General features: G+C 72.0%; 18 protein-coding genes. 10 read left to right on the top strand and 8 right to left on the bottom strand.

What is annotated here, in order from left to right:
• Positions 1 to 40: 40 nt before the first annotated feature.
• Together ftsX and ftsE are read right to left on the bottom strand one after the other, a co-directional pair.
• Positions 41 to 958, bottom strand: coding sequence for a permease-like cell division protein FtsX (ftsX, locus tag CRP49_RS18205; RefSeq protein ID WP_094217737.1), 918 nt, complete (start codon positions 956 to 958; stop codon positions 41 to 43).
• 36 nt (positions 959 to 994) lie between these two features.
• Complete coding sequence (gene ftsE, locus CRP49_RS18200; protein ID WP_031159396.1) at positions 995 to 1,684, bottom strand: cell division ATP-binding protein FtsE; 690 nt, start codon at positions 1,682 to 1,684, stop codon at positions 995 to 997.
• A 232-nt stretch (positions 1,685 to 1,916) separates the two neighbouring features.
• Here ftsE and CRP49_RS18195 point away from each other — a divergent pair, with 232 nt between their 5' ends.
• Positions 1,917 to 2,111 carry a hypothetical protein gene (locus CRP49_RS18195; RefSeq protein WP_094217736.1) on the top strand — a complete coding sequence of 65 codons (195 nt, stop codon included), beginning with the start codon at positions 1,917 to 1,919 and terminating at the stop codon, positions 2,109 to 2,111.
• A gap of 93 nt (positions 2,112 to 2,204) precedes the next feature.
• Here the strand turns inward: CRP49_RS18195 and CRP49_RS18190 are convergent, their stop codons facing one another.
• From CRP49_RS18190 to CRP49_RS18175, 4 genes are all read right to left on the bottom strand, one after another.
• Positions 2,205 to 3,110 carry a hypothetical protein gene (locus tag CRP49_RS18190; RefSeq protein WP_097254319.1) on the bottom strand — a complete coding sequence of 302 codons (906 nt, stop codon included), beginning with the start codon at positions 3,108 to 3,110 and terminating at the stop codon, positions 2,205 to 2,207.
• Between the two features lie 291 nt (positions 3,111 to 3,401).
• Positions 3,402 to 4,508 (bottom strand): peptide chain release factor 2, encoded by a 1,107-nt coding sequence (gene prfB / locus CRP49_RS18185; RefSeq protein ID WP_097254318.1) that lies wholly within the window; start codon positions 4,506 to 4,508, stop codon positions 3,402 to 3,404.
• Between the two features lie 190 nt (positions 4,509 to 4,698).
• A complete protein-coding gene (locus CRP49_RS18180; RefSeq protein WP_097254317.1) occupies positions 4,699 to 5,925 on the bottom strand; it encodes a serine/threonine-protein kinase in 1,227 nt (408 codons plus the stop codon).
• Positions 5,926 to 6,096: 171 nt separating this feature from the next.
• The gene (locus CRP49_RS18175) at positions 6,097 to 7,794 is read right to left on the bottom strand and encodes a serine/threonine-protein kinase (protein ID WP_097254316.1); all 1,698 of its coding nucleotides are present in this window, start codon (positions 7,792 to 7,794) and stop codon (positions 6,097 to 6,099) included.
• Between the two features lie 345 nt (positions 7,795 to 8,139).
• Here CRP49_RS18175 and CRP49_RS18170 point away from each other — a divergent pair, with 345 nt between their 5' ends.
• From CRP49_RS18170 to CRP49_RS18140, 7 genes are all read left to right on the top strand, one after another.
• Entirely contained in the window at positions 8,140 to 11,820 is a 3,681-nt protein-coding gene (locus CRP49_RS18170; RefSeq protein WP_097254315.1) for an FHA domain-containing protein, read from the top strand.
• A gap of 161 nt (positions 11,821 to 11,981) precedes the next feature.
• Positions 11,982 to 13,364 carry an ABC transporter substrate-binding protein gene (locus CRP49_RS18165; protein WP_097254314.1) on the top strand — a complete coding sequence of 461 codons (1,383 nt, stop codon included), beginning with the start codon at positions 11,982 to 11,984 and terminating at the stop codon, positions 13,362 to 13,364.
• 7 nt (positions 13,365 to 13,371) lie between these two features.
• The gene (locus CRP49_RS18160) at positions 13,372 to 14,715 is read left to right on the top strand and encodes a carbohydrate ABC transporter permease (RefSeq protein WP_097254313.1); all 1,344 of its coding nucleotides are present in this window, start codon (positions 13,372 to 13,374) and stop codon (positions 14,713 to 14,715) included.
• Positions 14,712 to 15,623 carry a carbohydrate ABC transporter permease gene (locus CRP49_RS18155; RefSeq protein WP_097254312.1) on the top strand — a complete coding sequence of 304 codons (912 nt, stop codon included), beginning with the start codon at positions 14,712 to 14,714 and terminating at the stop codon, positions 15,621 to 15,623. Before CRP49_RS18160 ends, CRP49_RS18155 begins: the two co-directional genes overlap by 4 nt.
• A 184-nt stretch (positions 15,624 to 15,807) precedes the next feature.
• Positions 15,808 to 18,072: a bifunctional glycosyltransferase family 2 protein/CDP-glycerol:glycerophosphate glycerophosphotransferase gene (locus CRP49_RS18150; RefSeq protein WP_097254311.1), complete on the top strand. Its 2,265-nt coding sequence runs from the start codon at positions 15,808 to 15,810 to the stop codon at positions 18,070 to 18,072.
• A gap of 125 nt (positions 18,073 to 18,197) precedes the next feature.
• On the top strand, positions 18,198 to 20,399 hold the full coding sequence (locus CRP49_RS18145; protein ID WP_097254310.1) for a CDP-glycerol glycerophosphotransferase family protein: 2,202 nt from the start codon (positions 18,198 to 18,200) through the stop codon (positions 20,397 to 20,399).
• A 6-nt stretch (positions 20,400 to 20,405) separates the two neighbouring features.
• Positions 20,406 to 22,622, top strand: a complete 2,217-nt coding sequence (locus CRP49_RS18140; protein WP_097254309.1) for a bifunctional glycosyltransferase/CDP-glycerol:glycerophosphate glycerophosphotransferase — start codon at positions 20,406 to 20,408, stop codon at positions 22,620 to 22,622.
• Between the two features lie 39 nt (positions 22,623 to 22,661).
• Here CRP49_RS18140 and CRP49_RS18135 read toward each other — a convergent pair whose 3' ends face one another.
• On the bottom strand, positions 22,662 to 23,075 hold the full coding sequence (locus CRP49_RS18135) for an organic hydroperoxide resistance protein (RefSeq protein WP_094217855.1): 414 nt from the start codon (positions 23,073 to 23,075) through the stop codon (positions 22,662 to 22,664).
• 126 nt (positions 23,076 to 23,201) lie between these two features.
• Here CRP49_RS18135 and CRP49_RS18130 point away from each other — a divergent pair, with 126 nt between their 5' ends.
• Entirely contained in the window at positions 23,202 to 23,687 is a 486-nt protein-coding gene (locus tag CRP49_RS18130) for a MarR family winged helix-turn-helix transcriptional regulator (protein WP_097254308.1), read from the top strand.
• On the opposite strand, the gene CRP49_RS18125 is transcribed toward CRP49_RS18130, so the two are convergent.
• Positions 23,635 to 25,215, bottom strand: a complete 1,581-nt coding sequence (locus CRP49_RS18125; RefSeq protein ID WP_257033674.1) for a glycosyltransferase family 39 protein — start codon at positions 25,213 to 25,215, stop codon at positions 23,635 to 23,637. The two genes, CRP49_RS18130 and CRP49_RS18125, sit on opposite strands and share 53 nt — an antisense overlap.
• A gap of 277 nt (positions 25,216 to 25,492) precedes the next feature.
• Between CRP49_RS18125 and CRP49_RS18120 the strand changes: the two genes are divergently transcribed.
• The gene (locus CRP49_RS18120; RefSeq protein WP_179851665.1) at positions 25,493 to 26,764 is read left to right on the top strand and encodes a glycosyltransferase family 87 protein; all 1,272 of its coding nucleotides are present in this window, start codon (positions 25,493 to 25,495) and stop codon (positions 26,762 to 26,764) included.
• Positions 26,765 to 26,768 lie beyond the last annotated feature (4 nt).

Here is a 26,768-nt window from a genome sequence, read left to right as displayed (position 1 = left end):
GCCGTACGGCCGGATGTCCGTACGGCCCTCTTGGCATGCGTCACACCTTCAGGTACTTGCGCAGCGCGAAGAACGCCGCCAACGCCGGCATCAGCACGCTGGTGGCGAGGATCAGCGGGAGCTTGGTCAACACCGCGTCCCAGCCTACGAAGTTGATCAGCGTGAGCTTGGCGGACAGGGCCATGCCGTGGTCGATGGTGAAGTACCGCCCCACCACCAGGAAGACGCAGGCGAGGCCACCGCCGATGAGGCCGGCGACCGCGGCCTCCATGATGAACGGCGCCTGGATGTAGAAGCCCGAGGCACCGACCAGGCGCATGATGCCGGTCTCGCGCCTACGGCTGAACGCCGATACGCGCACGGTGTTGACGATCAGCAGCAGCGCGACGAGCAGCATCAGCGCCATCACACCGAGCGCCGCCCGGTTCATCAGGTTCAGCAGCTGGAAGAGGTTGTCCAGGATGCCCTTCTGGTCCTGCACCGACTGCACACCGTCGCGCCCGTTGAACGCGGTCGCGATCACCTGGTACTTCTGCGGGTCCTTGAGCTTGATGCGGTACGACTCCTGCATCTGGTCCGGCGTCAGCGAGCTGGCCAGCGGGGAGTTGCCGAACTGCTCCTTGTAGTGCTTGTACGCCTGGTCCTGCGACTCGTACGCGACTTTCTCGACGATCGACATCTTGTGCAGGTCGGCGAGGATCTGCTTCTTCTGGTCCTCGGTCACCGCGCCCTTGGCGCAGTTGACGTCCGACTGCGCATCGCTCTTGTTGCACAGGAAGATCGAGACGTTGACCTTGTCGTACCAGTAGCCCTTCATGGTGCTCACCTGGTCGCTCATCAGCAGCGAACCGCCGAACAGGGCCAGGGACAGGGCGACGGAGACGATGACGGCGAAGGTCATCGTCAGATTGCGGCGGAGACCGACACCGATCTCCGACAGGACGAACTGGGCGCGCATGGCGTCTGGTTAAGCCTTTCCGTGGATCTCGTGCGGTCAGTGCTGGTAGCCGTAGACGCCTCGGGCCTGGTCGCGGACGAGGCGGCCCTTCTCCAGCTCGATGACGCGCTTGCGCATCTGGTCCACGATGTTCTGGTCGTGCGTCGCCATGATCACGGTGGTGCCCGTCCGGTTGATGCGGTCGAGCAGCTTCATGATGCCGACGGAGGTCTGCGGGTCGAGGTTGCCGGTGGGCTCGTCGGCGATCAGCAGCTTGGGCCGGTTCACGAAGGCCCGCGCGATGGCCACGCGCTGCTGCTCACCACCGGACAGCTCGCCCGGCATCCGGTCCTCCTTGCCGCCGAGCCCGACGAGGTCGAGCACCTGCGGCACGGACTTGCGGATCTCGCCGCGCGACTTGCCGATCACCTCCTGCGCGAAGGCCACGTTCTCCGCGACCGTCTTGTTCGGCAGGAGCCGGAAGTCCTGGAAGACCGTCCCCAGCTGGCGGCGCATCTGCGGCACCTTCCAGTTGGAGAGGCGTGCGAGGTCCTTGCCCAGGACGTGCACCTGGCCGTGGCTGCACCGCTCCTCGCGGAGGACGAGCCGCAGGAAGGTGGACTTTCCGGAGCCGGAGGACCCCACGAGGAAGACGAACTCGCCCTTCTCCACTTCCAGGGACACATCCCGGAGGGCTGGGCGGGTCTGCTTGGGGTAGACCTTGGAGACGTTGTCGAATCGGATCACGGATGCACCACGGGTCGCCGGGGGTAGATGAGCGTGACCATACGCGAACCGAGTGCACAAGCGCAGGGCCCGGTTGCGGTTGGGCGAGAGTTGTGCGTATTTGTACGGGCCCGCGGTGGCCCTTCTCCGGACGCCCGCGCTCTTTCCGGGGGAACCTGGCAGAGTGGAAGGGGAACGTTCTCGTTCCCGTGTGCGTTGTATGTGTGATGGCCGGTGCAAGGAGGGCGAGCGCATGACGTACGACCGGTTGGTGTGCGCGAACTGCGCGTCGCCTGTGAGTGAGGGCCGGTGCCCGGTGTGCCGTGCCAACCGCGAGCGACTGCAGCAGCAGGAGGGCTTCTTCGCGGGGCTGAACCCGATGGCGCTGATCGCGCTGCTCGCGGTGCTGATCGCCGCGGTGGCGCTGCTGGCGCACCAGACCGCGTAAGAAGACCGTAGGAACACCGGAAGGGCCCGGAGCGCCATGCTCCGGGCCCTTCCGCTTGCGTACTGCGTACCGTGCGTGACCGTGAGGCTACGCTCAGGCGGCCGCGCCGCCCCGGCCGTTCACCAGACGCGGCAGGATGCGGAAGCCGACACCGCCGGCGATCATGGTCGCAGCGCCGACGATCAGGAACGCGGTCTGCCCGGCACCGGTCTCGGCGAGCTGCTTGTCACCGCCCTGGGCCGAGGTGTCCGAGCCCGTGTCGGTGAGGGCCGAGGAGCCCTCCTCCTGGGACGCGTTGTTGTTGCCACCGTCGGGGGTGGTGTTGCCGTTGCCGCCGGTGCTGCCGTTGCCACCGGTGCTGCTGCCACCACCGGTGCTGCTGCCGCCGGAGGAACCGTTGCCGCCCGAGTTGCCGTTGCCGCCCGAGTTGCCGTTGCCACCGGAGTTGCCGTTGCCGCCGGTGTCGCCACCGGAGGTGCTGCCGCCGGACGTGCTGCCACCGGACGTGCTGCTGCCGCCGGTGGAGTCGTCGCCGCCGGTGGTGGTGCCACCGGTGGAGTCGTCACCACCCGTGGTGGAACCGCCGGTGGAGTCGTCACCGCCCGTGGTGGTGCCGCCCGTGGAGTCGTCGCCGCCGGTGGTGGTGCCGCTGCTGTCGCCGCCGCCGATGACACCGCCGATGCTGGCGGTACCGCCGGTGGAGTCGTCGCCGCCCGTGGTGGTGCCGCCGGTGGAGTCGTCGCCACCCGTGGTGGTGCCGCCGGTGGAGTCACCGCCGGTCGAGCTGCCGCCCGTGGTGTCGCAGACACCGATGGGGTCGCAGCCACCGCTGGTCCCGCCGTCGTCGTTGCCGTCCGCGCTCACGCCCAGGGTGATCGGACCGGCCTGGACACCGAGGTCCAGAGCCGATGCGGCACCCGCGGCGGTCAGCGAGGCACCGGCCGCGATCACGGCGCCGGCGGCTATCCGCGCGACCCGGATCCGCGTCTTCTTCGTCATATGGTTGCTACCCCCAGTAGCTGTTCGTCAATGAGGCGGCGTGCGGGGCTTGCCGTGATCGACGGAGGTAGCTGTGACGAGATTCGCGTCAATTCCCCCGGTTCACATGCGCCCCAGAGATACGCATGCCACGCTTCACCCTTCCCATTTTTCAAAGCAACGTCAAGGCCGTTGCGCGCGCAATGTCCGCTGGGGTGGCGTTTGCGGGTACTTGGAGCCTGTGAGTGTGATGTAAAACCCAGACAAAAGACAACTGCCGCCTCTGGGGCGGCAGTTGTCATGTCGACAAAGTTACTTCTCCTGCTGCTTGCGCCAGCGAATGCCGGCCTCCAGGAATCCGTCGATCTCGCCGTTGAACACGGCCTCCGGGTTGCCCACTTCGAACTCGGTCCGCAGGTCCTTGACCATCTGGTACGGGTGCAGGACGTACGAACGCATCTGGTTGCCCCAGGAGTTGCCGCCGTCGCCCTTGAGGGCGTCCATCTTGGCCTGCTCCTCCTGGCGGCGCCGCTCCAGCAGCTTGGCCTGGAGGACGTTCATCGCGGTGGCCTTGTTCTGGATCTGCGACCGCTCGTTCTGGCAGGAGACCACGATGCCGGTGGGGAGGTGGGTGAGGCGCACCGCGGAGTCGGTGGTGTTCACGCCCTGGCCGCCGGGGCCGGAGGACCGGTACACGTCGACGCGCAGCTCGGACTCGTCGATCTCGATGTGGTCGGTCTGCTCGACGACGGGGAGCACCTCGACACCGGCGAAGGAGGTCTGGCGCCGCCCCTGGTTGTCGTAGGGCGAGATCCGGACGAGCCGGTGGGTGCCCTGCTCCACGGAGAGGGTGCCGTAGGCGTACGGCGCCTGCACGGAGAAGGTGGTCGACTTGATGCCGGCCTCTTCCGCGTACGACGTCTCGATCAGCTCGGTCTTGTAGCCGCGCTGCTCGGCCCAGCGCAGGTACATGCGCTGCAGCTTCTCGGCGAAGTCGGCGGCGTCGACGCCACCGGCCTCGGCGCGGATGTTGACGAGCGCCTCACGGGAGTCGTACTCGCCGGACAGAAGGGTGCGGACCTCCATCTCGTCCAGCGACTTCTTCACCGCGGCCAGCTCGGACTCGGCCTCGGCACGGGTGTCCGGGTCGTCCTCCTCCTCGGCCATCTCGAAGAGGACGGCGAGATCGTCGATCCGGCCGCGCAGCGCTTCCGCCTTCCTGACCTCGGCCTGGAGGTGGGAGAGCTTGCTGGTGATCTTCTGCGCCTCGTCCGGGTTGTCCCACAGGGACGGCGCGGCCGCCTGCTCCTCGAGCACGGCGATGTCTGCCCTCAGCTTGTCGAGGTCCAGGACGGCCTCGATCGACTCCATGGTCGAGGAGAGGGACTTCAGCTCTTCGGATACATCGACGACTGCCACGCCTCCAGCGTAACGGCTCCGCCGAGCGGCCAGGGCAGGGTGCGTGGGTGAGGACCGCTTCTCGATCTACCGAGACGGGATGGGGGTCCCCCCGCGCGAGCGCAGCCGAGCGTGGGGGAGGGTGGGAAACGGGGTCCAGGGGCGGAGCCCCTGGCGGGGGCCAGGGCAGAGCCCCGGACGGCCGGCGCGCCTACGGCGTCGACGTGCTGTGGGTCTCCTGCGCCGGCTCCTCGTCCCCCGAGGTCGCCGCCCACGCACCGACACCGATGGCCGCGGCCAGGACCACCCCCGCAACGCTCAGGGTGATCCTGCGGCGCCGGGCCGCGGCACGGTGCCGGGCCGAGCCGGGCCGGGGCGCGCCCGAGGCCCTGGGGGCACGCGCCGTACCCCGCGCTCCCCCTGCCAGCTCATCAGCACCCGGCACCCTCATCGACGTATGCGTGTCCCGGTTGGAGTCCGGCTTGGCCCCGGGGACGAGGGAGACCGCTCCCCGCCGCCGTACGGGCTCACCGTGGCCGGCCGGTGCCGGAGGAGCTTCCTCCGCCTCCTCCTCGGAGAGGCCGTCCGGCTCGTCCACGTCCAGCGGCGGCATCCCGGCCAGCATCGGCAGCTGCTCCCGCAGCCGCGACGCCAGCTCGGACGCCCGCAGCCGCGACGCCGGCGCCTTCGCGAGGCACTGCACGATCAGCTGCCACAGCTCGTCGGGGATCCCCGGCAGCGGTACGACCGTCTCCGTCACGTGGCGGCGCAGCACCGCCCCCGGGTGCCCGCCCCCGAAGGGGGTGAAGCCGGCCAGCAGTTCGTACAGCACCGTCGCCAGGGCGTAGATGTCGACCGAGGCGCGCGGCGGCAGCCCTTCGACGATCTCCGGGGCCAGGTAGTCCGGCGTGCCGATGATCTTCGTGGCCCGGGTCCGCTTCGGCGAGTCGATCAGCTTCGCCACACCGAAGTCCGTCAGCAGGGCGGGGTGCGCGCCGCCCGGGCCGAGCGGGCCCTGCATGTCCAGCAGGACGTTCTCGGGCTTGACGTCCCGGTGCACGACCCCGGACGCGTGGGCCGCCGCGAGCCCGTCGGCGATGTCCGCGACGATCGCCACGGCCGCCTCGGGGGCGAGCCGCCGCTCCCGCTCCAGGCGGGTGCGCAGATCGGTGCCGCGCACCAGGTCCATGACGAGTGCCAGGTCGTTGCCGTCGACCACGAGGTCGCGCACGGTGACGATGTGCGGGTGCTCCAGGCCGAGCAGTGCGGTGCGCTCCTGGACGAAGCGCGAGACCAGCTCCTGGTCGGACGCGAGGTCCTCACGCAGCAGCTTGATGGCGACGGGACCCTCGGGACCCTCGCCCAGCCACACCGTGCCGGCGCTGCCCCGCCCCAGGATCTGGTTGGCGGTGTACCGGCTGCCGATCTTCCGTGCCAAGACTGCTCCTACTGACGCGTGTTGCCGACGCTGCGTCATTCCGGGGGCTAACCCCCGGACCCCCAGCCGACAGACGACTCCCAGCCGACAAAACTACGCGTCGAACGAGCCAACCTTCACCGCGGAGACGGAAATCACCCGCCAGATGTCGACAAGTCCCCAAACCAGCGATCAGTTGCCGCTGCCGGTGGACGAGCCCAGCTCCTTCACCCAGTGGCCCACCTGCCCGGCGAAGTGGCGCACCTCGTGCCAGTAGCCCCTGCCCTGGCCGACCCAGGTGTGCAGCGGGGTCAGCTCCCAGATCAGCCAGCTGGCGACGACCAGGATGACGATCGTGAACAGGCAGCCCTTCAGGCAGCCGAGTCCGGGGATCTTCATCGGGTTGGCGCTGCGCTGCCGCGCCGGCCGGGGCTCGCGCGCGGGCCGCTGCGGCTCCGGGGCGGGGGGCGCGTACCGCTGCTGAGGCTGCTGCGGCGGGGCGTACTGCTGGGGCTGCTGCTGCGGATAGCCGTACCCGGCGTGCGGCTGCTGCTGCCGGCCGCGCGGCTGCGGCTGCTGCGGGCGCGCCTGCGGGGCCTGGCGCGGCTGCTGCTGCGGCCGGGCGGCCTGCCGCTGGGGGCGGCGGCGCAGCGGATCCTCGTCGGGGTCGAGGTACTGGATCTGCGTCTGCTCGTTGCGGTCCCGGGCGGCGCGCAGCTGGGTCTGCCAGGGGTGCGGCTGCTCGGGCTGCTGGCCCGGCTGGCCCGGGGGCATCGACGGCATGACGGCCGTCGGGTCGGCCGCGCCGGTGTTCGGCAGCACGGCGGTGGGGTCGGCCGCGCCGACGGGGCCACCCGTGTGCGGCAGGAAGCTGGTCGCCGCATTGGGATCGTGCTGGCCGTACGCCCCCTGCGGCGCGTTCGTGGGCAGCACCTGGGTGGGGTCGGCGGCGCCGGGTACGCCCGGGACGGCGGCCGGGGCCGGGTCGGGGGCCAGCAGGGCGGCGACGCCCTCGGCTGCGGCGATCTGGGCGGCGTTCGCGTGCACACCGACGCCCTCGGCCACGACCCGCAGCCCGCGCGCGAGGTTCTCGGCGCTGGGCCGCTGCTCGGGGTTCTTGCGCAGACAGCGCTCTATCACCGTCCACAGCGGGTCCGGGACGGTGGAGGGGCGGCGCGGCTCGGCGCTCAGGTGCTGGTGGAGCACTTCGAGGGCGGTGGCACCGGAGAACGGCGGGCGGCCGGTGACCAGTTCGTACAGCAGGATGCCGGCGCCGTAGATGTCGACGGCGGAGGTCTGCGGGCGGCCCTCGGCGGACTCCGGCGCGATGTACGCGGGCGTGCCGACGAACTCGTGGGTACGGGTCAGGCCCGGGGAGTCGGCCAGGCGGGCGATGCCGAAGTCGGTCAGCATCGGGTGCATCTGGCCGTCGTACTGCTGGAGCAGCACGTTGGCGGGCTTGAGGTCGCGGTGGACGACGCCGTCGGCGTGGCTCGCGGCGAGGGCGTCGGCGATCTGCGCGGTCATCAGGGCGGCGGCGACCGGCGTGAGAGGGCCGTTCTCGCGCAGGTAGCGGTGCAGGTCGGGGCCGTCGACGAGGTCCATGACCAGGGCCAGCAGATCGCCCTCGACGACCAGGTCGCGGACCCGGACGATGTTGGGGTGGGTGAGCCGGAGCAGGACGGAGCGTTCCCGCAGGAACCGCATCACGATGTCCGGATCGCTCGCCAGCTCCTCCTTGAGGACCTTGATCGCGACCGTCTCGCCGGGCTGGCCTGCCACGGCCGCCTCGGCACCCGCGGTCTCGCGCTGGCGGGCACGCCAGACGGTGCCCGTGGCGCCGCGTCCGAGCGGCTCCTCGAGCAGGTACTTGCTGCCGACTGGCCGCACGTTCCGCGCTCCCTGCTGTCTGTTCGCCTGTGTTCCGGTTTCTGTTCCGGCCCACTGTAGTGCCGCCCCCCTGGGCACTACGTAAGCGTTCCCGTCGATGTTCGAAGGAAAGACGCTCGCCTCGGTCTCCTGGTTGCCCAGCGTCGGACGTGACCGATCTCAACTGATCACCCATGCATTACCGGTCAGGCACTTTTGGGGGCAGAGCTGACCAATCAAGATCACTTGGCACCGGGCCGCGGGCGCGTTGTCAGTGACAGGTGCGAGGATGCGTGCAGTACTGGCCGACGTGCTCGTGCGGGGGTGGGGGATGTCCGCGCCCGGGCAGAAGGGACCCCTGCGCCGATGCAGATCCGGCTGACCGTCGTAGACCCGCTGGGCCCGTCCCCGCAGCGGGGCCGCGCCGCGAGCCGCGACGTGCTGGTGACGGCGCCCGCGGGCACGGACCTGGCCGCGGTGGCGTCGGCCCTGGCCACGGCGGTCACCGGAGACGGCGGCACGGGCCGGGACACGGGCAGCGCCTCGGTGGTCCTGTACGCGGGCGCGGAGCGGCTGGACCCGCGCCGCTGCACCCTCGGCGAGCCGCCCCTGGTCGACGGCGCCGTGCTGTCCCTGGGCGCCCCGGCGGCCCCCGAGCCGCATCCCGAGCTGGACGACGCGCCGACCCAGCTGCACGTGGTCGCGGGCCCGGACGCGGGCGGGGTCCATCTCCTGCACGGCGGCCGGATCACGGTCGGCCGCTCCGCCGACGCCGACGTCCCGCTGGACGACCCGGACGTCTCCCGTCTGCACTGCGCGGTCACGGTCGCCGCCGACGGCCGCGTCTCGGTGGCCGACCTCGGCTCCACCAACGGCACGGCCCTGGACGGCACCCGCGTGAGCGACCGCCCGGTGCGGTTCCCTCCGGGGGCCCTGCTGAGGATCGGCGAGTCCGCCCTGCGGGTCACCCCGTCCGCGGGCCCCGGGGCGCGGGTACGGACGGTGCCTGACGGGGAAGGGTGCGTGCGGTTCGCGCTGGGGGCGGTCGGCGAGGGCGGTGGTCCGGGGACTGCGGGCGCTGCCGGGCACGCGCGCGTGGAGCCCGCCTCGGGCCCGGTTGCCGGCGGCGGCCCTTCTGGACCGACCCATCACGCGTACGGCACGGCGAGCTGGGGTGCCCCGGGCGGAGGCGCGGGGGCTCAGGAGCACCGGCGCGGCGAACAGACGGCGGTACCGGGTCAGGCCGGGGCGCCGAGGATCGAGACGCAGGGCGGAGGCGCAGGGGGGCCGGGTTCGGCTTCCGGTAAGGCCGCCGACGGGGGTGGCTTCGGGGCCGGCGGACCGGGCGGCGAACGCCCGGCACCCGGGATGCCCGGCTCGGCCACCGGCGGCGGGGGCACGGCCGCGGGCCGCTCCGGGGCCGGCGGGCCGGGCGCCGAAGTCGCCGCACCCGGCATGCCCGGTTCGACGTCCCGTGGTGGGGACACACACGCGGGGCAGTACGGCGTCGGCGGCCCGGGGGGCCTGACCGGGGCCGCATACGCCGATACGACGACCCCCGGCCCGGCGTCGGACAGTGCCTCTTCCGGCACCGACGCGGGAGACGGCCGCGGCCGCAAGGACACTCCCCTCCGGGGCACCGACGCCCCGCAGGGCGGCCGCCGCCGGGGCGGGATCGGTGCCTGGGCGCGGCGACTGGCCGGTGGACGCGGGGAACAGCAGATGGCCCGGCCGGAGGCGTACGGCGCCGCTGAGACCGGTGCGGGCGGTGTGCCGGAGGCCGATGTCCCGCAGGTGCCGGAGACCTGGCCGGACCCCGCCGCACTGCTGCTGACGGCCCTGGGTCCCGGGCCCCGGCTGTGGGAGCGGGGGCCGGGACACCCGGAGGCACTGACCGTGCGGCTCGGCACGGGCGACCGGAGCGCACCGGACGGCTCGGGCGTGCTGCCCGCCGTACCGGTGACCGCCGCTCTGCGTGAGGCGGGCGCGCTGGGCCTGGCAGGTCCGCGCCCCCGGCTGTCCGGGCTGGCCCGCGCGGTGCTGGCCCAGCTGGCCGCGCTGCACTCCCCCGACCTGCTGGAAGTCGTCCTGATCAGCGCCGACCGCAGCCGCCCGGTGGAGGAGCGGACGGCCGAGTGGTCCTGGCTGGGCTGGCTGCCGCACGTGCGCCCGGGCCACGGCCAGGACTGCCGTCTGCTGCTGGCCTACGACCGCGAACAGGCGGCGGCCCGCACGGAGGAACTCCTGCGCCGGGTGGAGGAGTTCGCGGCGACGGGCCGAGGCGCGGCCCAGCCGGCCTCGGCGTCCCAAGCCGCCGCGCCGGATCCGAACCGCCTCGCCGGACAGGCCTCGCCCGCCGTACCCGAGACGGCCCACCACGCCGCTCCCGGCACCCACCCCACGGACGCACCCCCCGCCTCCCCTCCCCGGACCACCCCCGCCCGCCGCCCCTCCTGGGCCAGGGAAGGCACCGAGCTGGACGGATTCGGTGGCTTCCCGGGCCCGTTCACCGTCGTCGTCGTGGACGGGGACCCCGGCGGTGCCTCGCTGCAGGAAGCCCTGGCGCGGCTGGCCGTGGCCGGTCCGCGGGCCGGGATCCATGTGGTCTGCCTCGCCGAGACCGCGGCCGCCACCCCCGCCTCGCCCGTGGCGCAGACGTACGAGGAGGCCTGCGCGGTCACGCCCACCTTCCGGCACTGCGGGGCCGTGGCCCTGCTCAGCGGTGATGTCGCCGGCGCGCTGCACCTGATGCGCGTCGCACCGACCGGACCCGTCGGCCCGGGTGCCGTCGGCACCGTGGACGCCGTCTCCCCCGCCTGGGCGGAGCGGTTCGCGCGGGCGCTGGCGCCGCTCAGGCCCGACGGCCCCGTCGGCGAGCGGCACGCGCGCGTGGCCGTACCGCTGCCGCAGTCGGCGCGGCTGCTGGACGAGCTGGGCCTGGCCCGGGCCACCCCCGCCTCGCTGATGGCGCGCTGGGCGGACGCGGCCGACGACACGGAGTCGCTGGGCGGCCGGGCCCGGGCGGTGCTCGGCGCCGGGCCGCGCGGCCCGCTCGCCGCCGACCTGGTGGCCGACGGGCCGCATCTGCTGATCGAGGGGCCGGCCGGCAGTGGCCGTACCGAGCTGCTGCGGGCCGTGGTCGCGTCGCTGGCCGCCGCCGAGCGGCCCGACCGGCTCGGCATGGTGCTGATCGACGGCCGGGACGGCGTCGGCACGGGCGCGGGGCGCGGCGAGGGACTGCGGGTCTGCACGGACATACCCCACGTGACGACCCACCTCATCGCCAACGACCCGGTCCGCATGCGGGAGTTCGCGCAGTCGCTGAGCGCCGAGCTGAAACGGCGCGCGGAGTTGCTGGGGCGGACGGACTTCGCCGGGTGGCACGCGGGGCGTGAGGTGTCCGGCCGGATCGTCGCGCAGCGCACCCCGGGCGGGCGCCCGGCGCCTTCCGGGGCCGGGGACATAGAGGCGCCGCCCAGCTCCACGCTGCGGCTGCGGCCCGGCGCCGCACGGCAGCGCACCGAGGCCGCATCCCCGCTGCCCCGGCTCGTCGTGGTCGTCGACGACCTGGACGCGCTGGTCTCCCCCGCGCTCGGCTCGCCGGGCCGGCCCGCCGCCGGGTCGGTGATGCGGGCCCTGGAGGCGGTGGCCAGGGAGGGCGAGCGGCTCGGCGTGCACCTGGTGGCCGCGGCCGCGACGGGCGGTCGTACGGCGGAGACGGAACCGGCCCGGCAGGCCACCCTGCGGGTCGTGCTGGACGCGCCGACGGCCGGGCCGGAGGAGCCGGCACCGGGGCGCGGCAGGCTGACGTACGCGGACGGGCGGACCGTCGGCTTCCAGGGCGGCCGGGTGACGGGCCGCATCCCGCGCACCGCGACCCAGCGGCCGACGGTCGTCCCGCTGGAGTGGCACCGCATGGGCGATCCGCCGGCCCGCCGTCCCGTGCGGGAACTGGGCAACGGCCCCACCGACCTGGCCCTGCTGGCGAGCGCGGTGGAGCGGGCGGCCCGGGAGGTCGCCGCGGCGGAGGTGCCCTCGCTCCTCTAGGCCCTGTCGGCATTGGTACGCATACTCCCCTGATCACGAGCCGGTCACGATGAACCGCCGGACGGCGCAGGCGCTCTTGCCCCCCTTGTGCGGCCCGGCGTAGACCGGAGCGCACGGGACAGTGTTCTGACGTTCAACGGAGAACGACGAACGGGGAAGTGATGCGTGGCAACAGCAGCACCATCCGGACAAACACGGCCGTCACCACAGTCGCCGCACTGCTCGCGGGAGCCCTCGTGCTCACCGCCTGCTCCAGCGGCGACGGCAAGAAAGGCAGCGGCGACACGAGCGGCGGGGCCACCGCGAGCGGCTCCGGCCTCACCCTGCCGAAACTGAACGGCGCGAGCCTGGAGGTCGCCGCCGTCTGGACCGGCACCGAGCAGAAGAACTTCAAGAAGGTTCTGGCCGAGTTCGAGAAGCGCACGGGCGCGAAGGTGACGTTCGTGCCCGCCCAGGACCCGATCATCAACTTCCTCGGTTCGAAGATCGCGGGCGGTCAGCCGCCGGACGTGGCCCTGCTGCCGCAGCCGGGTGCGATCAAGCAGGCCGTGGACAAGAAGTGGGCCAAGCCCCTCGGCGCGGACGCGCTCAAGGAGCTGCAGAAGAACTACTCGCAGGGCTGGCAGGACATCGGCAAGGTCGACGGCAAGCAGTACGGCGTCTACTACAAGGCCGCCAACAAGTCGCTGATCTGGTACAACGCCAAGGCCTTCGAGAACGCGGGCGCCAAGGAGCCGAAGACCTGGCAGGAGCTGCTGACCGCCGCGCAGGCGGTGTACGACTCCGGTGTCACGCCGTTCTCGGTGGGCGGCGCCGACGGCTGGACGCTGACGGACTGGTTCGAGAACGTCTATCTGTCCCAGGCCGGGCCCGAGAAGTACGACCAGCTCGCCCAGCACAAGATCAAGTGGACCGATCCCTCGGTGAAGCAGGCCCTGACCACGCTCGCCCAGATCTGGGGCAAGAAGGACTATGTGGCGGGCGGAGCGGACGGTGCCCTGCAGACCGAGTTCCCGAACTCCGTCACGCAGACCTTCACCGGCGGGGACCAGCCGAAGGCGGCGATGGTCTACGAGGGCGACTTCGTGCAGGTCAACATCGGTGACACCAAGGCGAAGGTGGGCACGGACGCGAAGGTGTTCCCGTTCCCGGCCGTCGGCTCGTCCGCGCCGGTGGTCTCCGGCGGTGACGCGGCCGTCATCCTGAAGGACTCCAAGGCGGCGCAGGCGCTGGCCACCTTCCTGGCCTCCCCGGACGCGGCGACCATCCAGGCCAAGCTGGGCGGCTACCTCTCGCCGAACAAGAACGTGCCGGACTCGGCCTACCCGAACCCGGTGCAGCAGAAGATCGCCAAGGCGCTGATCGCGTCCGGCGACGACTTCCGCTTCGACATGTCCGACCAGGCCCCGCAGGCCTTCGGCGGCACCCCGGGCAAGGGCGAGTGGAAGGATCTGCAGGACTTCCTGAAGAACCCGAAGGACGTGGCGGGCGCCCAGGCGAAGCTGGAGAAGGACGCGGCGGCGGCCTACGGGAACGGGAGCTGATCCGGCGATGGCGTCGGCAGCGGCGGCCGGGACCCCACCGGGCCCCGCCGCACCGAAGAGCCGCAGGAGCGTGACCGGCACCCGCAGGACGGTGGCAGCCCTGTTCCTGCTGCCCGCCCTGGTGCTGCTGGGCGCGCTCGTGGTCTACCCGATCGGGTACTCGATCATCCGCAGCTTCTACAACGCCTCGGGCGACGGCTTCGCCGGCTTCGACAACTACAAGGCGCTGTTCACCGACGACGGCATCCGCACCGCCCTGAAGAACAACATCATCTGGGTGGTGTTCGCGCCGACCGTCTCCACGGCCCTCGGTCTGGTCTTCGCGGTGCTGACCGAACGGGTGCGCTGGGGCACGGCGTTCAAGCTGGTCGTCTTCATGCCGATGGCGATCTCGATGCTGGCGGCCGGGATCATCTTCCGCCTGGTGTACGACCAGGACCCGGACAAGGGCGTCGCCAACGCGGTGTGGGTGGGCGTGCACGACACCTTCGCCCAGTCGTCGGCGTTCCCGAAGGCACACCTGGGCCGCGAGTCGCCGCTCAAGCCGGACCAGGGCGGCTTCCTCACCACGGCCACCGTGCACACCGGGCAGACGGTCGCGCTCCCGCTGGTCGGCGTCGCCCCCGACCAGATGCCCGACAGCGCGAGGAAGGCCGTGGCGGCCAAGCCGGAGCCGGGGAGGATCACCGGCACCACCTGGCAGGACTTCACGCGCGGCAAGGGCGTCGGGAAGCTGGGCGTGCCCGACCCGTCCGAGCTGGGCTACGCCGGGATGCGGATCGAGGCGGTGAAGGACGGAAAGGTGGTGGCGTCCACCAAGGCGGCCGGCGACGGCACCTTCACGCTGCCCGCGACGGCCGACGGGGCCCAGCTGAGGCTTCCCGCGAGCAACTTCAGGGAGCCGTACAACGGTGTCGACTGGCTCGGCCCGTCGCTGGTCACCCCGGCCATCATCGGGTCGTACGTGTGGATGTGGGCGGGCTTCGCGATGGTGCTGATCGCGGCCGGGCTCGCGGGCGTGCCCCGGGAGCTGCTGGAGGCCGCGCGGGTGGACGGCGCGAACGAGTGGCAGGTGTTCCGCCGGGTCACCGTGCCGCTGCTCGCCCCGGTCCTGGCGGTCGTCACCGTCACGCTGATGATCAACGTGCTCAAGGTGTTCGACCTCGTCTACATCATCGCGCCGGGCTCCTCCCAGGACGACGCGAACGTGCTGGCCCTGGAGCTGTACCGCAAGGGCTTCGCGGAGAGCCAGCCGGGCATCGCGAGCGCGATCGCGGTGTTCCTGCTACTGCTCGTCATCCCGGTGATGTTGTTCAACATCCGCAGGTTGCGGCGGGAGGTGCGGCGATGACGACCGCTGCCGGAAGCATCGGAAAGGTGGCACCCGCCGACATGACGGTGAAGGCACGGCAGTCGCTCGGTTCGAGGATCGCCGAGAAGCTCAGCGGCGGTCTGGTCCGCGTCTTCCTCATCCTGGTGGGCCTGTTCTGGCTGGTGCCGACCATCGGTCTGCTCATCTCCTCCCTGCGCACACCGGAGGACATGAGCGCGAGCGGCTGGTGGAAGGTGTTCACCCAGCCGTCGCAGCTGACCTTCGAGAGCTACCAGAAGCTGCTGGAGAACAGCGACATCACCAACTCCCTGATGAACACCGTGCTGATCACGGTCCCGGCGACGATCCTGGTCGTGGTGATCGGCTCGCTCGCGGGCTACGCGTTCGCGTGGATGGAGTTCCCGGGCCGGGACTGGTGGTTCCTCGGCGTGGTCAGCCTGCTGGTGGTGCCGGTGCAGGTGGCGCTGATCCCGATCGCCGAACTGTTCGGCAGGATCGGCCTGTTCGGGACGATCCTCGGGGTGATCCTGTTCCATGTGGGCTTCGGGCTGCCGTTCGCGGTGTTCCTGCTGCGGAACTTCTTCGCGGAGATCCCGAGGGAGCTGCTCGAGGCGGCCCGCCTCGACGGCGCCGGTGAACTGCGCCTGTTCGCCCGGGTGGTGATGCCGCTCGGCGGCCCGGCGATCGCGAGCCTCGGCATCTTCCAGTTCCTGTGGGTGTGGAACGACATGCTGGTCGCGCTGGTGTTCACCAAGTCCGGTTCGCAGCCGATCACGGTCGCCCTGCAGACGCAGGTACGGCAGTTCGGCAACAACATCGACGTGCTGGCGCCGGGTGCGTTCATCTCGATGGTGATCCCGCTGGTCGTGTTCTTCGCGTTCCAGCGGCAGTTCGTGTCCGGGGTCATGGCGGGCGCGGTCAAGTAGCAACAAAAAGGACACTTGTCGGGGGGCGGGCCTTCAGGGACCCGCCCCTTCCCCGGGGGTCTGGGGGTGTCCCCCAGAAAACACAGCACCCGACGTCCCCCACATGCCGTACGAACCGTAACCAAATCACTCCATTGGCCGTTCCCGGGCAGAACGCCCGCGCCGACCGACCCATGGATGTCCCTTGCCCAGGTTCAGTGTCATTGTCCCCGCGTACAAGGTCCAGGCGTACCTCTCGGAGTGCCTGGACTCGGTGCTCTCCCAGTCGTATCCCGATCTCGAACTGATCGCGGTGGACGACTGCTCGCCGGACGCCTGCGGCGCCCTGATCGACGAGTACGCCGCCCGCGACGCGCGCGTGAAGGCCGTCCACCTGGCCGAGAACCAGGGCCTGGGCCGCGCCCGCAACGCGGGCATGGCCCGGGCGACGGGCGACTACCTGGTCTTCCTGGACAGCGACGACACGCTCACCCCGGACGCGCTGCGCGCGATCGCCGACCGGATCAAGGAGACCGGCGAGCCGGACGTCCTGGTCTTCGACTACGCGCGCACCTACTGGAACGGCGAGGCGGAGCGCAACAAGGTCGCCGCCCAGCTCACCCAGCAGGGCCCGGCACCCTTCCGCCTCGAGGACCGCCCCGGGCTACTGCGGGTGCTGATGGTCGCCTGGAACAAGGCGTACCGGCGGGAGTTCGTCACGGAGCAGGGACTCGGGTTCCCGACCGGCTACTACGAGGACACGCCCTGGACCTTCCCGGCCCTCATGGCGGCGGAGTCGATCGCCACCCTGGACCGGGTGTGCGTGCGCTACCGGCAGCGTCGGCAGGGCAACATCCTGCGCACCACCAGCCGCAAGCACTTCGACATCTTCGACCAGTACGACCGGGTGTTCGCGTTCATCGACGGACGGCCCGAACTCGCCCGCTGGCGGCCGGTGTTGTTCCGCCGCATGGTCGACCACTTCTCCACCGTGTTCACCAAGCGGGACCGGCTCCCGCGCGGCACCCGGGGCGAGTTCCTGCGCAAGGCCCGCGCCCACTACCGCCGTTACCACGCCCGGGGCGCCTCGGTGCCGCTGCGCACCCGGGTGCGCCACAGCCTCGTCCGTTACGGCCTGCACCGCACCTATCGCGCCCTCCAGCTGGCGATGTCCGCCCGCCGCCGCACCCTCAAGGCCACCGTCAAGCTCGCCCGGGCCGTCCGGGCGGCCATCCTCCAGCTGCACTACCGCATCCAGCTGCGCCTCCCGCTCCGCGCCGACCGGGCCGTCTTCGCCGCGTACTGGAACCGTGGCCACGGCTGTAATCCGGGCGCCCTGGAGGAGGCGTTCCGCACCCACGCCCCGCACATCCGCACCGCCTGGATCGCCCGCCCCGAGCACCAGCACACCATCCCGCCGGGCCCGCGCCGGGTGCGCCCGGGCAGCTTCGCCTACTGGACGGCGCTGGCCCGCTCCAAGTACCTGGTCAACAACGTCAACTTCGACCGCCGGCTGAGGAAGCGCCCCGGTCAGGTCTTCGTCCAGACCCAGCACGGCACCCCCCTCAAGCACATGGGCCTCGACCTCCAGGAACGCCCGGCGGCCGCCGGTGACATGGACTTCGAGGAGCTTCTGCGGGGCGTCGACAAGTGGGACTACGTGCTGTCCGCCAACCGTCACACCACCCTGACCTGGGAGCGTGTCTACCCCGGCGGCTACACCACGCTGGAGTACGGCTATCCGCGCAACGACGTCTTCCAGCGGGCGACGTCCGCCGACGTGACCCGGATCCGCGAGTCGCTGGGCATCCCCGAGGGCACGGTCGCGCTGCTGTACGCCCCCACCCACCGCGACTACCACCGCACCCAGCGCCCCGCCCTCGATCTGGACCGGATCCTGCGCCGGCTGGGCCCGCGCTTCGTGATCCTGGCCCGCGCCCACTACTGGCACCCCGGCCCGCTCGCCGAGGGCGCCGCCCGGGTCATCGACGTCGGCGACCACCCGGACATCGCCTCCCTCTGCCTCGCCTCGGACGCGTTGATCACCGACTACTCGTCGCTGATGTTCGACTACGCCAACCTGGACCGGCCGATCGTCGTCCACACCGAGGACTGGGACGCGTACACGGCGGCCCGGGGCACCTACTTCGACCTGCGTGCCTTCCCGCCGGGCGCGGTCGCCCGCAGCGAGGACGAGCTGATCGACATCTTCGCCACCGGCCACTGGCGCGGCTCGCGCTCCGCCCAGCTGCGGGCGGCCTTCCGGGAGCGGTTCTGCCCGTGCGACGACGGACGCGCCGCCGAGCGCGTCGTACGGCATGTCGTGCTGGGCGAGCCGGCCGGGCGGCCGGGGTTCGTGCCGCTCGCCGAGCGCAAGCCCGTGCCCTCGGCCGCCGCGGCGCTGGACCGCTCCCCGCTCGCCACCGTGCCGCAACCTTCCGGCTCCCTCCCCGTCACCGAGAGCCGCTGAACAGCGTTGGTCCTTACGGGAGTTCCCATGCCCCTCAGCACGACGCGGCCCACTCCGGTCCGGCCGTCCACCTGGCGCCCCACCGGACGACCCAGCCGCTTCCGCAAGACGACAGAAAGAGCAGAATGCCCCGCTTCACCATCATCGTCCCGTCCCACGGGGTCGCTGGTCGGCTGTCCCAGGCGCTGGACTCGGTCCTCGGCCAGTCCTTCGGCGACCTGCAGCTGATCCCGGTCTGCGACGCCCCCGACGCCCCGGCCGCCGCGGTGGCCGCCGCCTACGCCGAGCGGGACTCCCGGGTGACACCGGTCAACTCGCCGCCGGCCGCCGGTCTGAGCGGGGCACGCAACGCCGGGGTGCGGGCGGCGACCGGCGCGTATGTGCTGTTCCTCGACGGTGACGACCTGCTGCTGCCGGGCGCGCTGGCGGCGCTGGACGCGCGGCTGACCGAGACCGCCGGGGTCGACGTGCTCCATGTCGAGCACGAGCGGACCCCCTGGTGGGAGGGCGAGGCGAGCAACCCGGCGGCCCCACTGCTGGCCAGGGCGCCGAAGGGGGCCTTCGCTCCGGACGCGTTCCCCGAGCTGACGGGCGTGCAGCTGCCGGCGTGGAGCGCGGTCTACCGCCGTACCTTTCTCACCGAGCACCGACTCGCCTTTCCCGAGAGCCACTTCACGGATCTGGGCTGGGGCGGGCTGACCACGATCGCCGCCGGGCGGATCGCGGTGCTGCGCAGGGTCGTCGTACGGCACCGGCTGCGCCGGCAGGGCAGCAGGCTCAACCTGCCCGGACCGCACCAGCACGCCCTGCTGGACCAGGTGGAGCTGGTGCTGACCCGGGCGGCCGAGAGCGGGCTGTCCGCCGAGCGGACCCACGCCCTCTTCGAGCAGCTCTTCGGGTATGTGCTGAAGACGGCGTCCCGGCCGCAGCGGCTGCCCGCCGGGCACCGGGCGTTCTTCCGCCGGGCCGGCCGGCTCTACCGGCAGCACCGGCCCGCCGGCTACCACGCCCCGGGCGGCAGCGTCGGCGTGCAGCACCGGCTGCTGACGGCCGGCGCGTACACCGCGTTCCGCGCGCTGCGCGGCGCCAACCAGGCGGCGGCCACGGCCGCCGAGGCCGTACCGCGCCCGCAGCTGCTGCGCACCCGGTTGCGCTACGCCCGCGACCTGCGCCGCTCCCTCGACCCGAACCTGGCCGTGTACTGCGCCTACTGGGGCCGCGGCTACGCCTGCAACCCGGCCGCGATCCACGCCAAGGCCCGCGAACTCGCCCCGCACATCCGCTCGGTGTTCCTGGTCGAGGCCGACCAGGCGCATGCGATGCCGAAGGACGTCGACCACGCGGTGATCGGCTCCCGCCGCTACTGGGAGGTGCTGGCCCGCGCCAAGTACCTGGTGAACAACGCCAACTTCGCCGAGGGCGTCGTCAAGCGGCGGGGCAGTGTCCATCTGCAGACCCAGCACGGCACCCCGCTGAAGACGATGGGCGTGGACCAGTCGACGTACCCGGTGGTGGCCGCGCAGTCCGGCAGTTTCACCAGAATGCTGGGCCGGGTGGACCGCTGGGACTTCAACCTCTCGTCCAACCGCCACTCCACCCAGATGTGGGAGCGCGCCTTCCCCGGCACGTACGAGCATCTGGAGTACGGCTATCCGCGCAACGACATCTACTACACGGCGACCGCCGACGACGTCGCCCGCGTCCGGCGCGAGCTGGGCGTGCCCGAGGGCAGCACGGCCGTGCTGTACGCGCCGACCCACCGCGACCACCACACCGGCTTCGAGGCCGGCCTGGATCTGGAGGCGTTCTGCGCGGCGGCCGGCGAGGACGTGGTCGTCCTGCTGCGCGCCCACTACTTCTACGACCGGGGGCGCGCCCAGGGTTCCGCCCGGATCATCGACGTCACCACGCACCGCTCCTCCGAAGACGTGTGCCTGGCGGCGGACGCGCTGGTCACCGACTACTCCTCGATCATGTTCGACTACGCCAACCTGGACCGGCCGATCGTCGTGTACGCCGACGACTGGGACGTCTACCAGGAGACGCGGGGCGTCTACTTCGACCTGATGACCGAGCCGCCGGGACCGGTCGCCCGCACCCCCGAGGAGCTGGCCCGCGTCTTCCGCGACGGCTCCTACGCGGGCCCGGAGGCCAAGGCCCGGCGGGCCGCGTTCCGCGAGCGGTTCTGCCAGTTCGACGACGGGCTGGCCGCCGAACGCGTCGTACGGCGGGTGCTGCTCGGCGAGCCGCCGGAGGCGATCCCGCCGGTGATCCCGCTCGCGGAGCGCATCCCCGCCCCCGCCGCCGCGACCCTCGTGAGGAGCTGACCCGCAGTGCCCCGCTTCAGTGTCATCGTCCCCTGCTTCAAGGTGCAGGGCTTCCTGCGCGAGTGCCTGGACTCGGTGCTGCTGCAGTCCTTCAACGACCTCGAACTGATCGCCGTGGACGACTGCTCCCCGGACGGCTGCGGCGCGATCCTGGACGAGTACGCCGAGCGCGACCCGCGCGTGAAGGTGCTGCACCTGCCGGAGAACGTCGGCCTCGGCCGGGCCCGTAACGCCGGTCTGCCGCACGCCACCGGCGACTACCTGTTCTTCCTGGACAGCGACGACACCCTCACCTCGGGCGCGCTGCGCGCCGTGGCCGACCGGCTGGCGGAGGCCGAGGACCCGGACGTGCTGGTCTTCGACTACGCGCGCACCTACTGGTGGGGCGGCACCCGGCGCAACGTGCTCGCGCAGGTGCTCGCCGAGGCCGGCGCGGACACCTTCACGGCCACCGACCGGCCGGAGATCCTGGATCTGCTGATGGTGGTGTGGAACAAGGTCTACCGGCGCGACTTCGTCGAGGAGCACGGCTTCGAGTTCCCGCCCGGGTACTACGAGGACACCCCCTGGACCTTCCCGGTCATGCTCAGCGCCCGCCGGATCGCCGCCCTGGACCGGATCTGCCTGAACTACCGGCAGCGCCGGCAGGGCAACATCCTGTCCACCACCAGCCGCAAGCACTTCGACATCCACGACCAGTACGAGCGGGTCTTCGCCTTCGTGGCCGAGCACGAGGAACTGGCGGGCTGGCGGCCGTATCTGCACCGCAAGATGGGCGAGCACTGCCTGGACATCCTCGCCAAGCCGGACCGGCTGCCACCCGCGGACAAGGCCGAGTTCTTCCGGCGTACGGCCGAGATGTTCCGCCGCCACCGGCCAGAGGGCGCCCTGGTGGACGGTGAGGTCGCCCTGCTGGAGGGCGACTACCCGGCGTACCGGCTGAAGCGGCAGGCCGCGCGGGCCGGGCAGGAAGCCGGACGGTGGACGGCTCAGCTGCGCCGGGAGGCCGCGCTACGGGCCCGCAGCGGCTGGACCGGGCTGCACGCGCGCCGGCCGCTGGACCCGCACCTGGTGGTGTACTCGGCGTCCTCGCACCGGGGCGTGCTGGGCGATCCGGCCGCCGTGTACCGCAAGGCGCGCGAGATCGCCCCGCAGTTGCGTGGGGTGTGGGTGGTCCGCGACGAGGAGGCCGCCGCGCAGCTGCCGCCCGACGTGGAGCACGTGCTGGTGGGCTCCCGGCGCTACCTGGAGGTCACCGCGCGGGCCAAGTTCTTCGTCAACGACGTCAACTGGCCCGGCTCGCTGGCCAAACGGCCCGGCAGCGTGCACATCCACACCCACCAGGGCACCCCGCTGAAGTACATGGGCGCCGACCTGCTGGACAAGCCGGGCGCCCGGCTCGGCTTCGACGTGCCGCAGATGCTGCGCCGGGCCGACCGCTGGGACCACAGCCTGGTCGCCAACCGGCACTCCGAGCTGGTGTGGGAGCGTGCCTACCCCTGCCACTTCACCTCGGTGCGCACCGGCAGCCCGCGCAACGACGTGCTGGTCGGCGCGGCCGACGGGGACGGCGCCGCTTTCCGGGCGCGGCACGGCATCCCCGAGGACCACCTGGTGGTGCTGTACGCGCCGACGCGCCGGGACTACCGGCGGGGCGGGCACGTGGACCGGATCGACCTGGCCCGGTTCGCGGCCGACCTGGGCAAGGGCTGCACCCTCGTGGTCCGGCTGCACCCGACGCTGGCGACCGGTCCCGCGCGCGGGATGGGCCTGACCGAGCTGGCCCGGCGCGGGATCGTGGTCGACGCGACGGACGAGCCGCACGTCGAGGAGGTGATGCTCGCCTCCGACGTGCTGGTCACCGACTACTCGGCCCTGATGTTCGACTACGCCAACCTGGACCGGCCGATCGTGGTCCACGCCGACGACTGGGCCGCGTACACCGCGAGCCGGGGCGCCTATCTCGACATCACCGCGGAGGCGCCGGGCCATGTGTCCCACTCCTACCGGGAGCTGGCCTGGCTGTTCGCCTCCGGGTCGTGGCAGGACGAGGAGGCGGCGCGGCTGCGGGCGGACTTCCGGGAGCGGTTCTGCGAGTTCGACGACGGCCGGGCCGCCGAGCGGGTCGTACGGACGCTGCTGCTGGGCGAGTCGATGCCCGAGGGCGCTGCCGTACGGATCCCGGGGCAGAACGCGGGAAGTGACCTGCTGGCCTCCACGTGAGGCCGGCAGGTCACCGGTTCCTTCGTACAACCCGGGGTCCTACTCGATGACGAGGTCGACCTCGATGTTGCCGCGGGTGGCGTTGGAGTAGGGGCAGACCTGGTGGGCGGTCTCGACCAGCTTGCGGCCGGTCGCCTCGTCCACGGTCTCGGGCAGCTCGACGCGCAGCGTCACCTTCAGGCCGAAGCCCTCGCCCTGCTTGCCGATGCCGACCTCGGCGGTCACGGCGGCGTCGCTGACGTCCACCTTCGCCTGCCGGCCGACGAGACCGAGGGCGCTGCCGAAACAGGCGGCGTAGCCGGCGGCGAAGAGCTGCTCGGGGTTGGTGCCCTCGCCGTTGCCGCCCAGCTCCACCGGCGGGGCCAGCTTGAGGTCGATCTTGCCGTCGGAGGAGACGGCACGACCGTCGCGGCCGTGGGTGGCGGTGGCGACAGCGGTGTAGAGCGCGTCCATGAAGACCATCCCTCTCAAAGTCATGTGCGGTCCGGCGGCTCCTGTCCTGCCGCCTTCACGACCACAAGTAGAGCACACAATTAAGTTGTGCACAACTAAATGGCTCGCTAGAGCTACCCTGGAGGCATGACCGCCACCCAGACCCCTGCCCCCGAAGCGGACTGGCTCCGCCTGGACCGCCAGATCTGCTTCTCGCTGCACGCGGCATCCCGCGCCTTCAACAGCGTCTACCGCGTGATCCTCAAGGACCTCGGGCTCACCTACCCGCAGTACCTGGTGATGCTGGTGCTGTGGGAGCAGGGCGACCTGCCGGTCAAGAAGCTCGGCGAGCATCTGCGCCTGGACTCCGGCACGCTGTCCCCGCTGGTCAAGCGGCTGGAGGGGGCCGGCCTGGTCCGGCGCGAGCGCAGCGTGCAGGACGAGCGGTCGGTGCGGGTACGGCTCACCGAGGAGGGCGTGGCGCTGCGCGAGCGGGCCCTGGAGGTGCCGCGCCGCATCGTGGCGGCGACGGGCTTCGAACTGGCGGAGATCGGCGAACTGCGCGAACGCCTCGACCAGCTCACCTCAACGCTGGACGCGGCGGCACTGGAAGAGGCGGAGGGCTGCCGCTGAGCGCGGGGTGGGGGGCGCCGAGAGCGGGGTGGCTGCCGTTGAGAGCGGAGCGGCTACCGCTGACAGCAGGCCGGCGGACGTAGAGCCGCACGGTCACATCGCCCTGCACGGACTCCTCACCGGGCACGAACCGCTCCGCCAGCACGGCGAGCTTCGCCCGCTCAACGGGACTGCCCGACCTCCAGCGCCCGGCGAGCAGATCCCGGTCGGCGACGACCCACACCCGCTCCAGCCCTGCCACCCGGCGACGCAGGGTCTCCGCCCCGACTTCCCTCCCGTACAGACTCCCCGACACGGCCCCCGACTCCGCCAGCCCCACATCCCGCGCCCCGCGAAACGCCCCCGGATAGGCAAGAGCCACGTTCCGCGTCTGCACCGGCAGGAACAGCACGGGATCTCCGGCGCGCACCTCTCGCGCGGCGACCCGGGAGACGGCACCGAGGTCATCGGGGCGGCGGGCAGGGTCGCGGTCGTCCCGGAGGAGGGGGAGCTGGTGGATGAGAGCGAGGGTGAGGGCGAGGACGCCGGTGAGGGTGAGGAGGGGGCTGGTTTTCGAGAGCGACGGCAGCCGAGGGTGCCCTTCCGGCATGCGACCACCGAGCCGCAGGCGACCCACCGCCCCCGCCACCCGATCAGCCCCCGCAGCCACCAGCAACGGCGCCCCCGACAGGGCGTACAGCACGTACCGGTCGACGTACAGCGGCGAAACCTGCGACACCAGCATCAACGCCGCCGGCGGCACCACAACCAACGGCAGGGCAACCCCCGCACACGTCAACGCCCCCCGCCGCCCCAGCACCCCCACCAGCCCCAGCACAGCCAACCCCAGACACGCCCAGTACACCCCGTCCGTCGGCCCGAGAAACCCCCGCAGCAAACCCCCCGCCGTCTGCCACGTCGGCTCCCGCAACCACGCCACCTGAGCCGACTGCGCCCGCGACACAAGAACCATCGGCACCAGCGCAACTCCCACGGTCCCCGCCGCACACCCCCAGCCCCGCCACACCCGCACCCCCACCCGCCCCAGCGCCAGCGACACCGCGTGGGCGAGCAGCAGCAGGACCGCGAACTCGTGCAGCCAGCAGGTGAGGCCGAGGACGACGCCGTACGCCCGCCAGGAGGAACCCCCCTGCACGGCCCGCACGAGCAGCAGCGTCGCCCCGGTGGCACCGGCCGCGACCAAGGCGTACGAGCGGCCCTCCTGCGCGTAGTGCCCGGCCATCGGCGTGACCGCGTACAGCAGCCCCGCCCACAACCCGACCCGCGGCCGCACCAGCCGGGCGCCGAGCGCGGCCACCAGTCCCGCCGTCAGCGCCGCCGCGCACACGGAGGGCAGCCGGAGGACGACTTCGCCGGGGTGGACGCCGAGGACGGCGTGCATGAGGAGGTAGTACAGGCCGTGCACCGCGTCCACACCGTGCAGCAACTGCCAGATCTGCGGCACCGTGCGGCGCGCGACCTGGAAGGTGACGGCCTCGTCCCGCCACATACCGCCGCGGTCCAGCCCCCAGAGCCCGAGCACCAACATGACCAACCCGGCCACACACCGCGCACCTCTGGCCGCGCGAGTCGTTGCACCAGGTGCGTCCCGCGCATCCGGTGCAACCGATACATCCGGTGCATCCGCTGCGTCCGGTGCGTCAGCCGGTACGACATCCGCTGCGGCAGCCGCCCTGCGCGACTGCGGTTTCACAAGAGGCCCGATGCTCACCATGGCCCGATCTTTTGCGATTAGCCAACCTTTGCCGGTCATTGACGGCGTATCGGCATGGATACACCATCCGCGCGGATTAGGCTCCCACGTGATGAACCGTCTCCGTGTCACCCCCGGCCCGGTCCTCGCCCTCACCGCCGTATGGCTCGCCACCCGTGCCCTGATGTCGTGGCTGCTCACGCACGACAGCTCGCCCCTGCTGGGCGGAGGTTCGGTGCCGCGCGAGGTGTGGCGGCTGTACTTCCACTGGTACGGCGTCCTGTCGCACGGCGCGTTCCCGGCGCACGACAGCACCTGGCAGTACCCACCGGGCGCGGGCGCGGTGCTGCTGGCGCCCGGCCTGCTCCCGTGGTTGACGTACTTTCAGGCGTTCGTGGTGCTGACGCTGGCCGCGGACGCGCTGATCGCGGCGGCCCTGGTCCGCGCGGGAACGCGCCCCGGGCGGAGCCTGTTCGGCGCGACCCTGTGGACCTGCGGGCTGCCGCTGCTGCTGCATGTGCCGCTCGCCCGGTACGACGTGCAGGTGACCGCGCTCGCCGTCATCTCCCTGTTGACGTTGGGCCGCTCCCCCCGCGCGGGCGGCGTTTTCAGCGCGCTGGGCGCGCTGGTGAAGGTGTGGCCGGGCCTGGTGCTGCTGGGCGCGCCCCGGGGGCCCGTGACGCGCAGGGCGTGGGGGTGGACGGTGGCCGCCGGGAGCGCCTTCCTCGCACTCCTCGCCCTTTCGTTCCACAATCCGCTGGCCTTCCTGCGGGAGCAGGGCGGCCGGGGTGTGCAGATCGAGTCGTTCGGCGGTACGGCGCTGAATCTGGCGCGGCACGCCGGCTGGTCCGGCCGGGCCCGCTACCAGTACGGCGCGATCGAGCTGGTCGGCCCGCACGTGCCCGCCGTCGCCACCGCGTCCCTCGCGCTCACCGCGGCGGCCTTCGGGCTGCTGGTGCTGTGGCGGGTGCGGGCGCGACTCTGGAGCCCGGCCACGCCGTACGACGCCGCGCTCGCCGCGGTGCTGCTGTTCACCGTCACCAGCCGGGTGATCAGCCCCCAGTACATGATCTGGCTGATCGGTCTCGCCGCCGTGTGCCTGACCTCGCGGCACACCAGTCAGCGCCCGGTGGCCGTGCTGATCCTCGCGGCGAGCGCGCTCACCTCCGTGGCCTTCCCGATGTTCTACCGCGAGGTGGTCGCCGGCAGCTGGACCGGCTGTCTGCTGATGCTGGCCCGCAACGGGCTGCTGGCCGCCGCCGCGGTGCTGTCCTTCGTCCGGCTGTGGCGCTCCGCGCGGCCGCCGTCCGGAAAGCCCGCGCCCTCGACGCAACCCCGACCGGATTCAGACCGTCTTCCCGACCGAGCGCTAAGCATCTCTTAACGGG

The sequence above is a fragment of the Streptomyces sp. Ag109_G2-15 genome, from assembly GCF_900215565.1.
Taxonomy (GTDB): Bacteria; Actinomycetota; Actinomycetes; order Streptomycetales; family Streptomycetaceae; genus Streptomyces; species Streptomyces diastatochromogenes.
The sequence above is the reverse complement of the archived record's forward strand: the minus strand, read 5'-3'. Positions and strand labels throughout refer to the sequence as shown.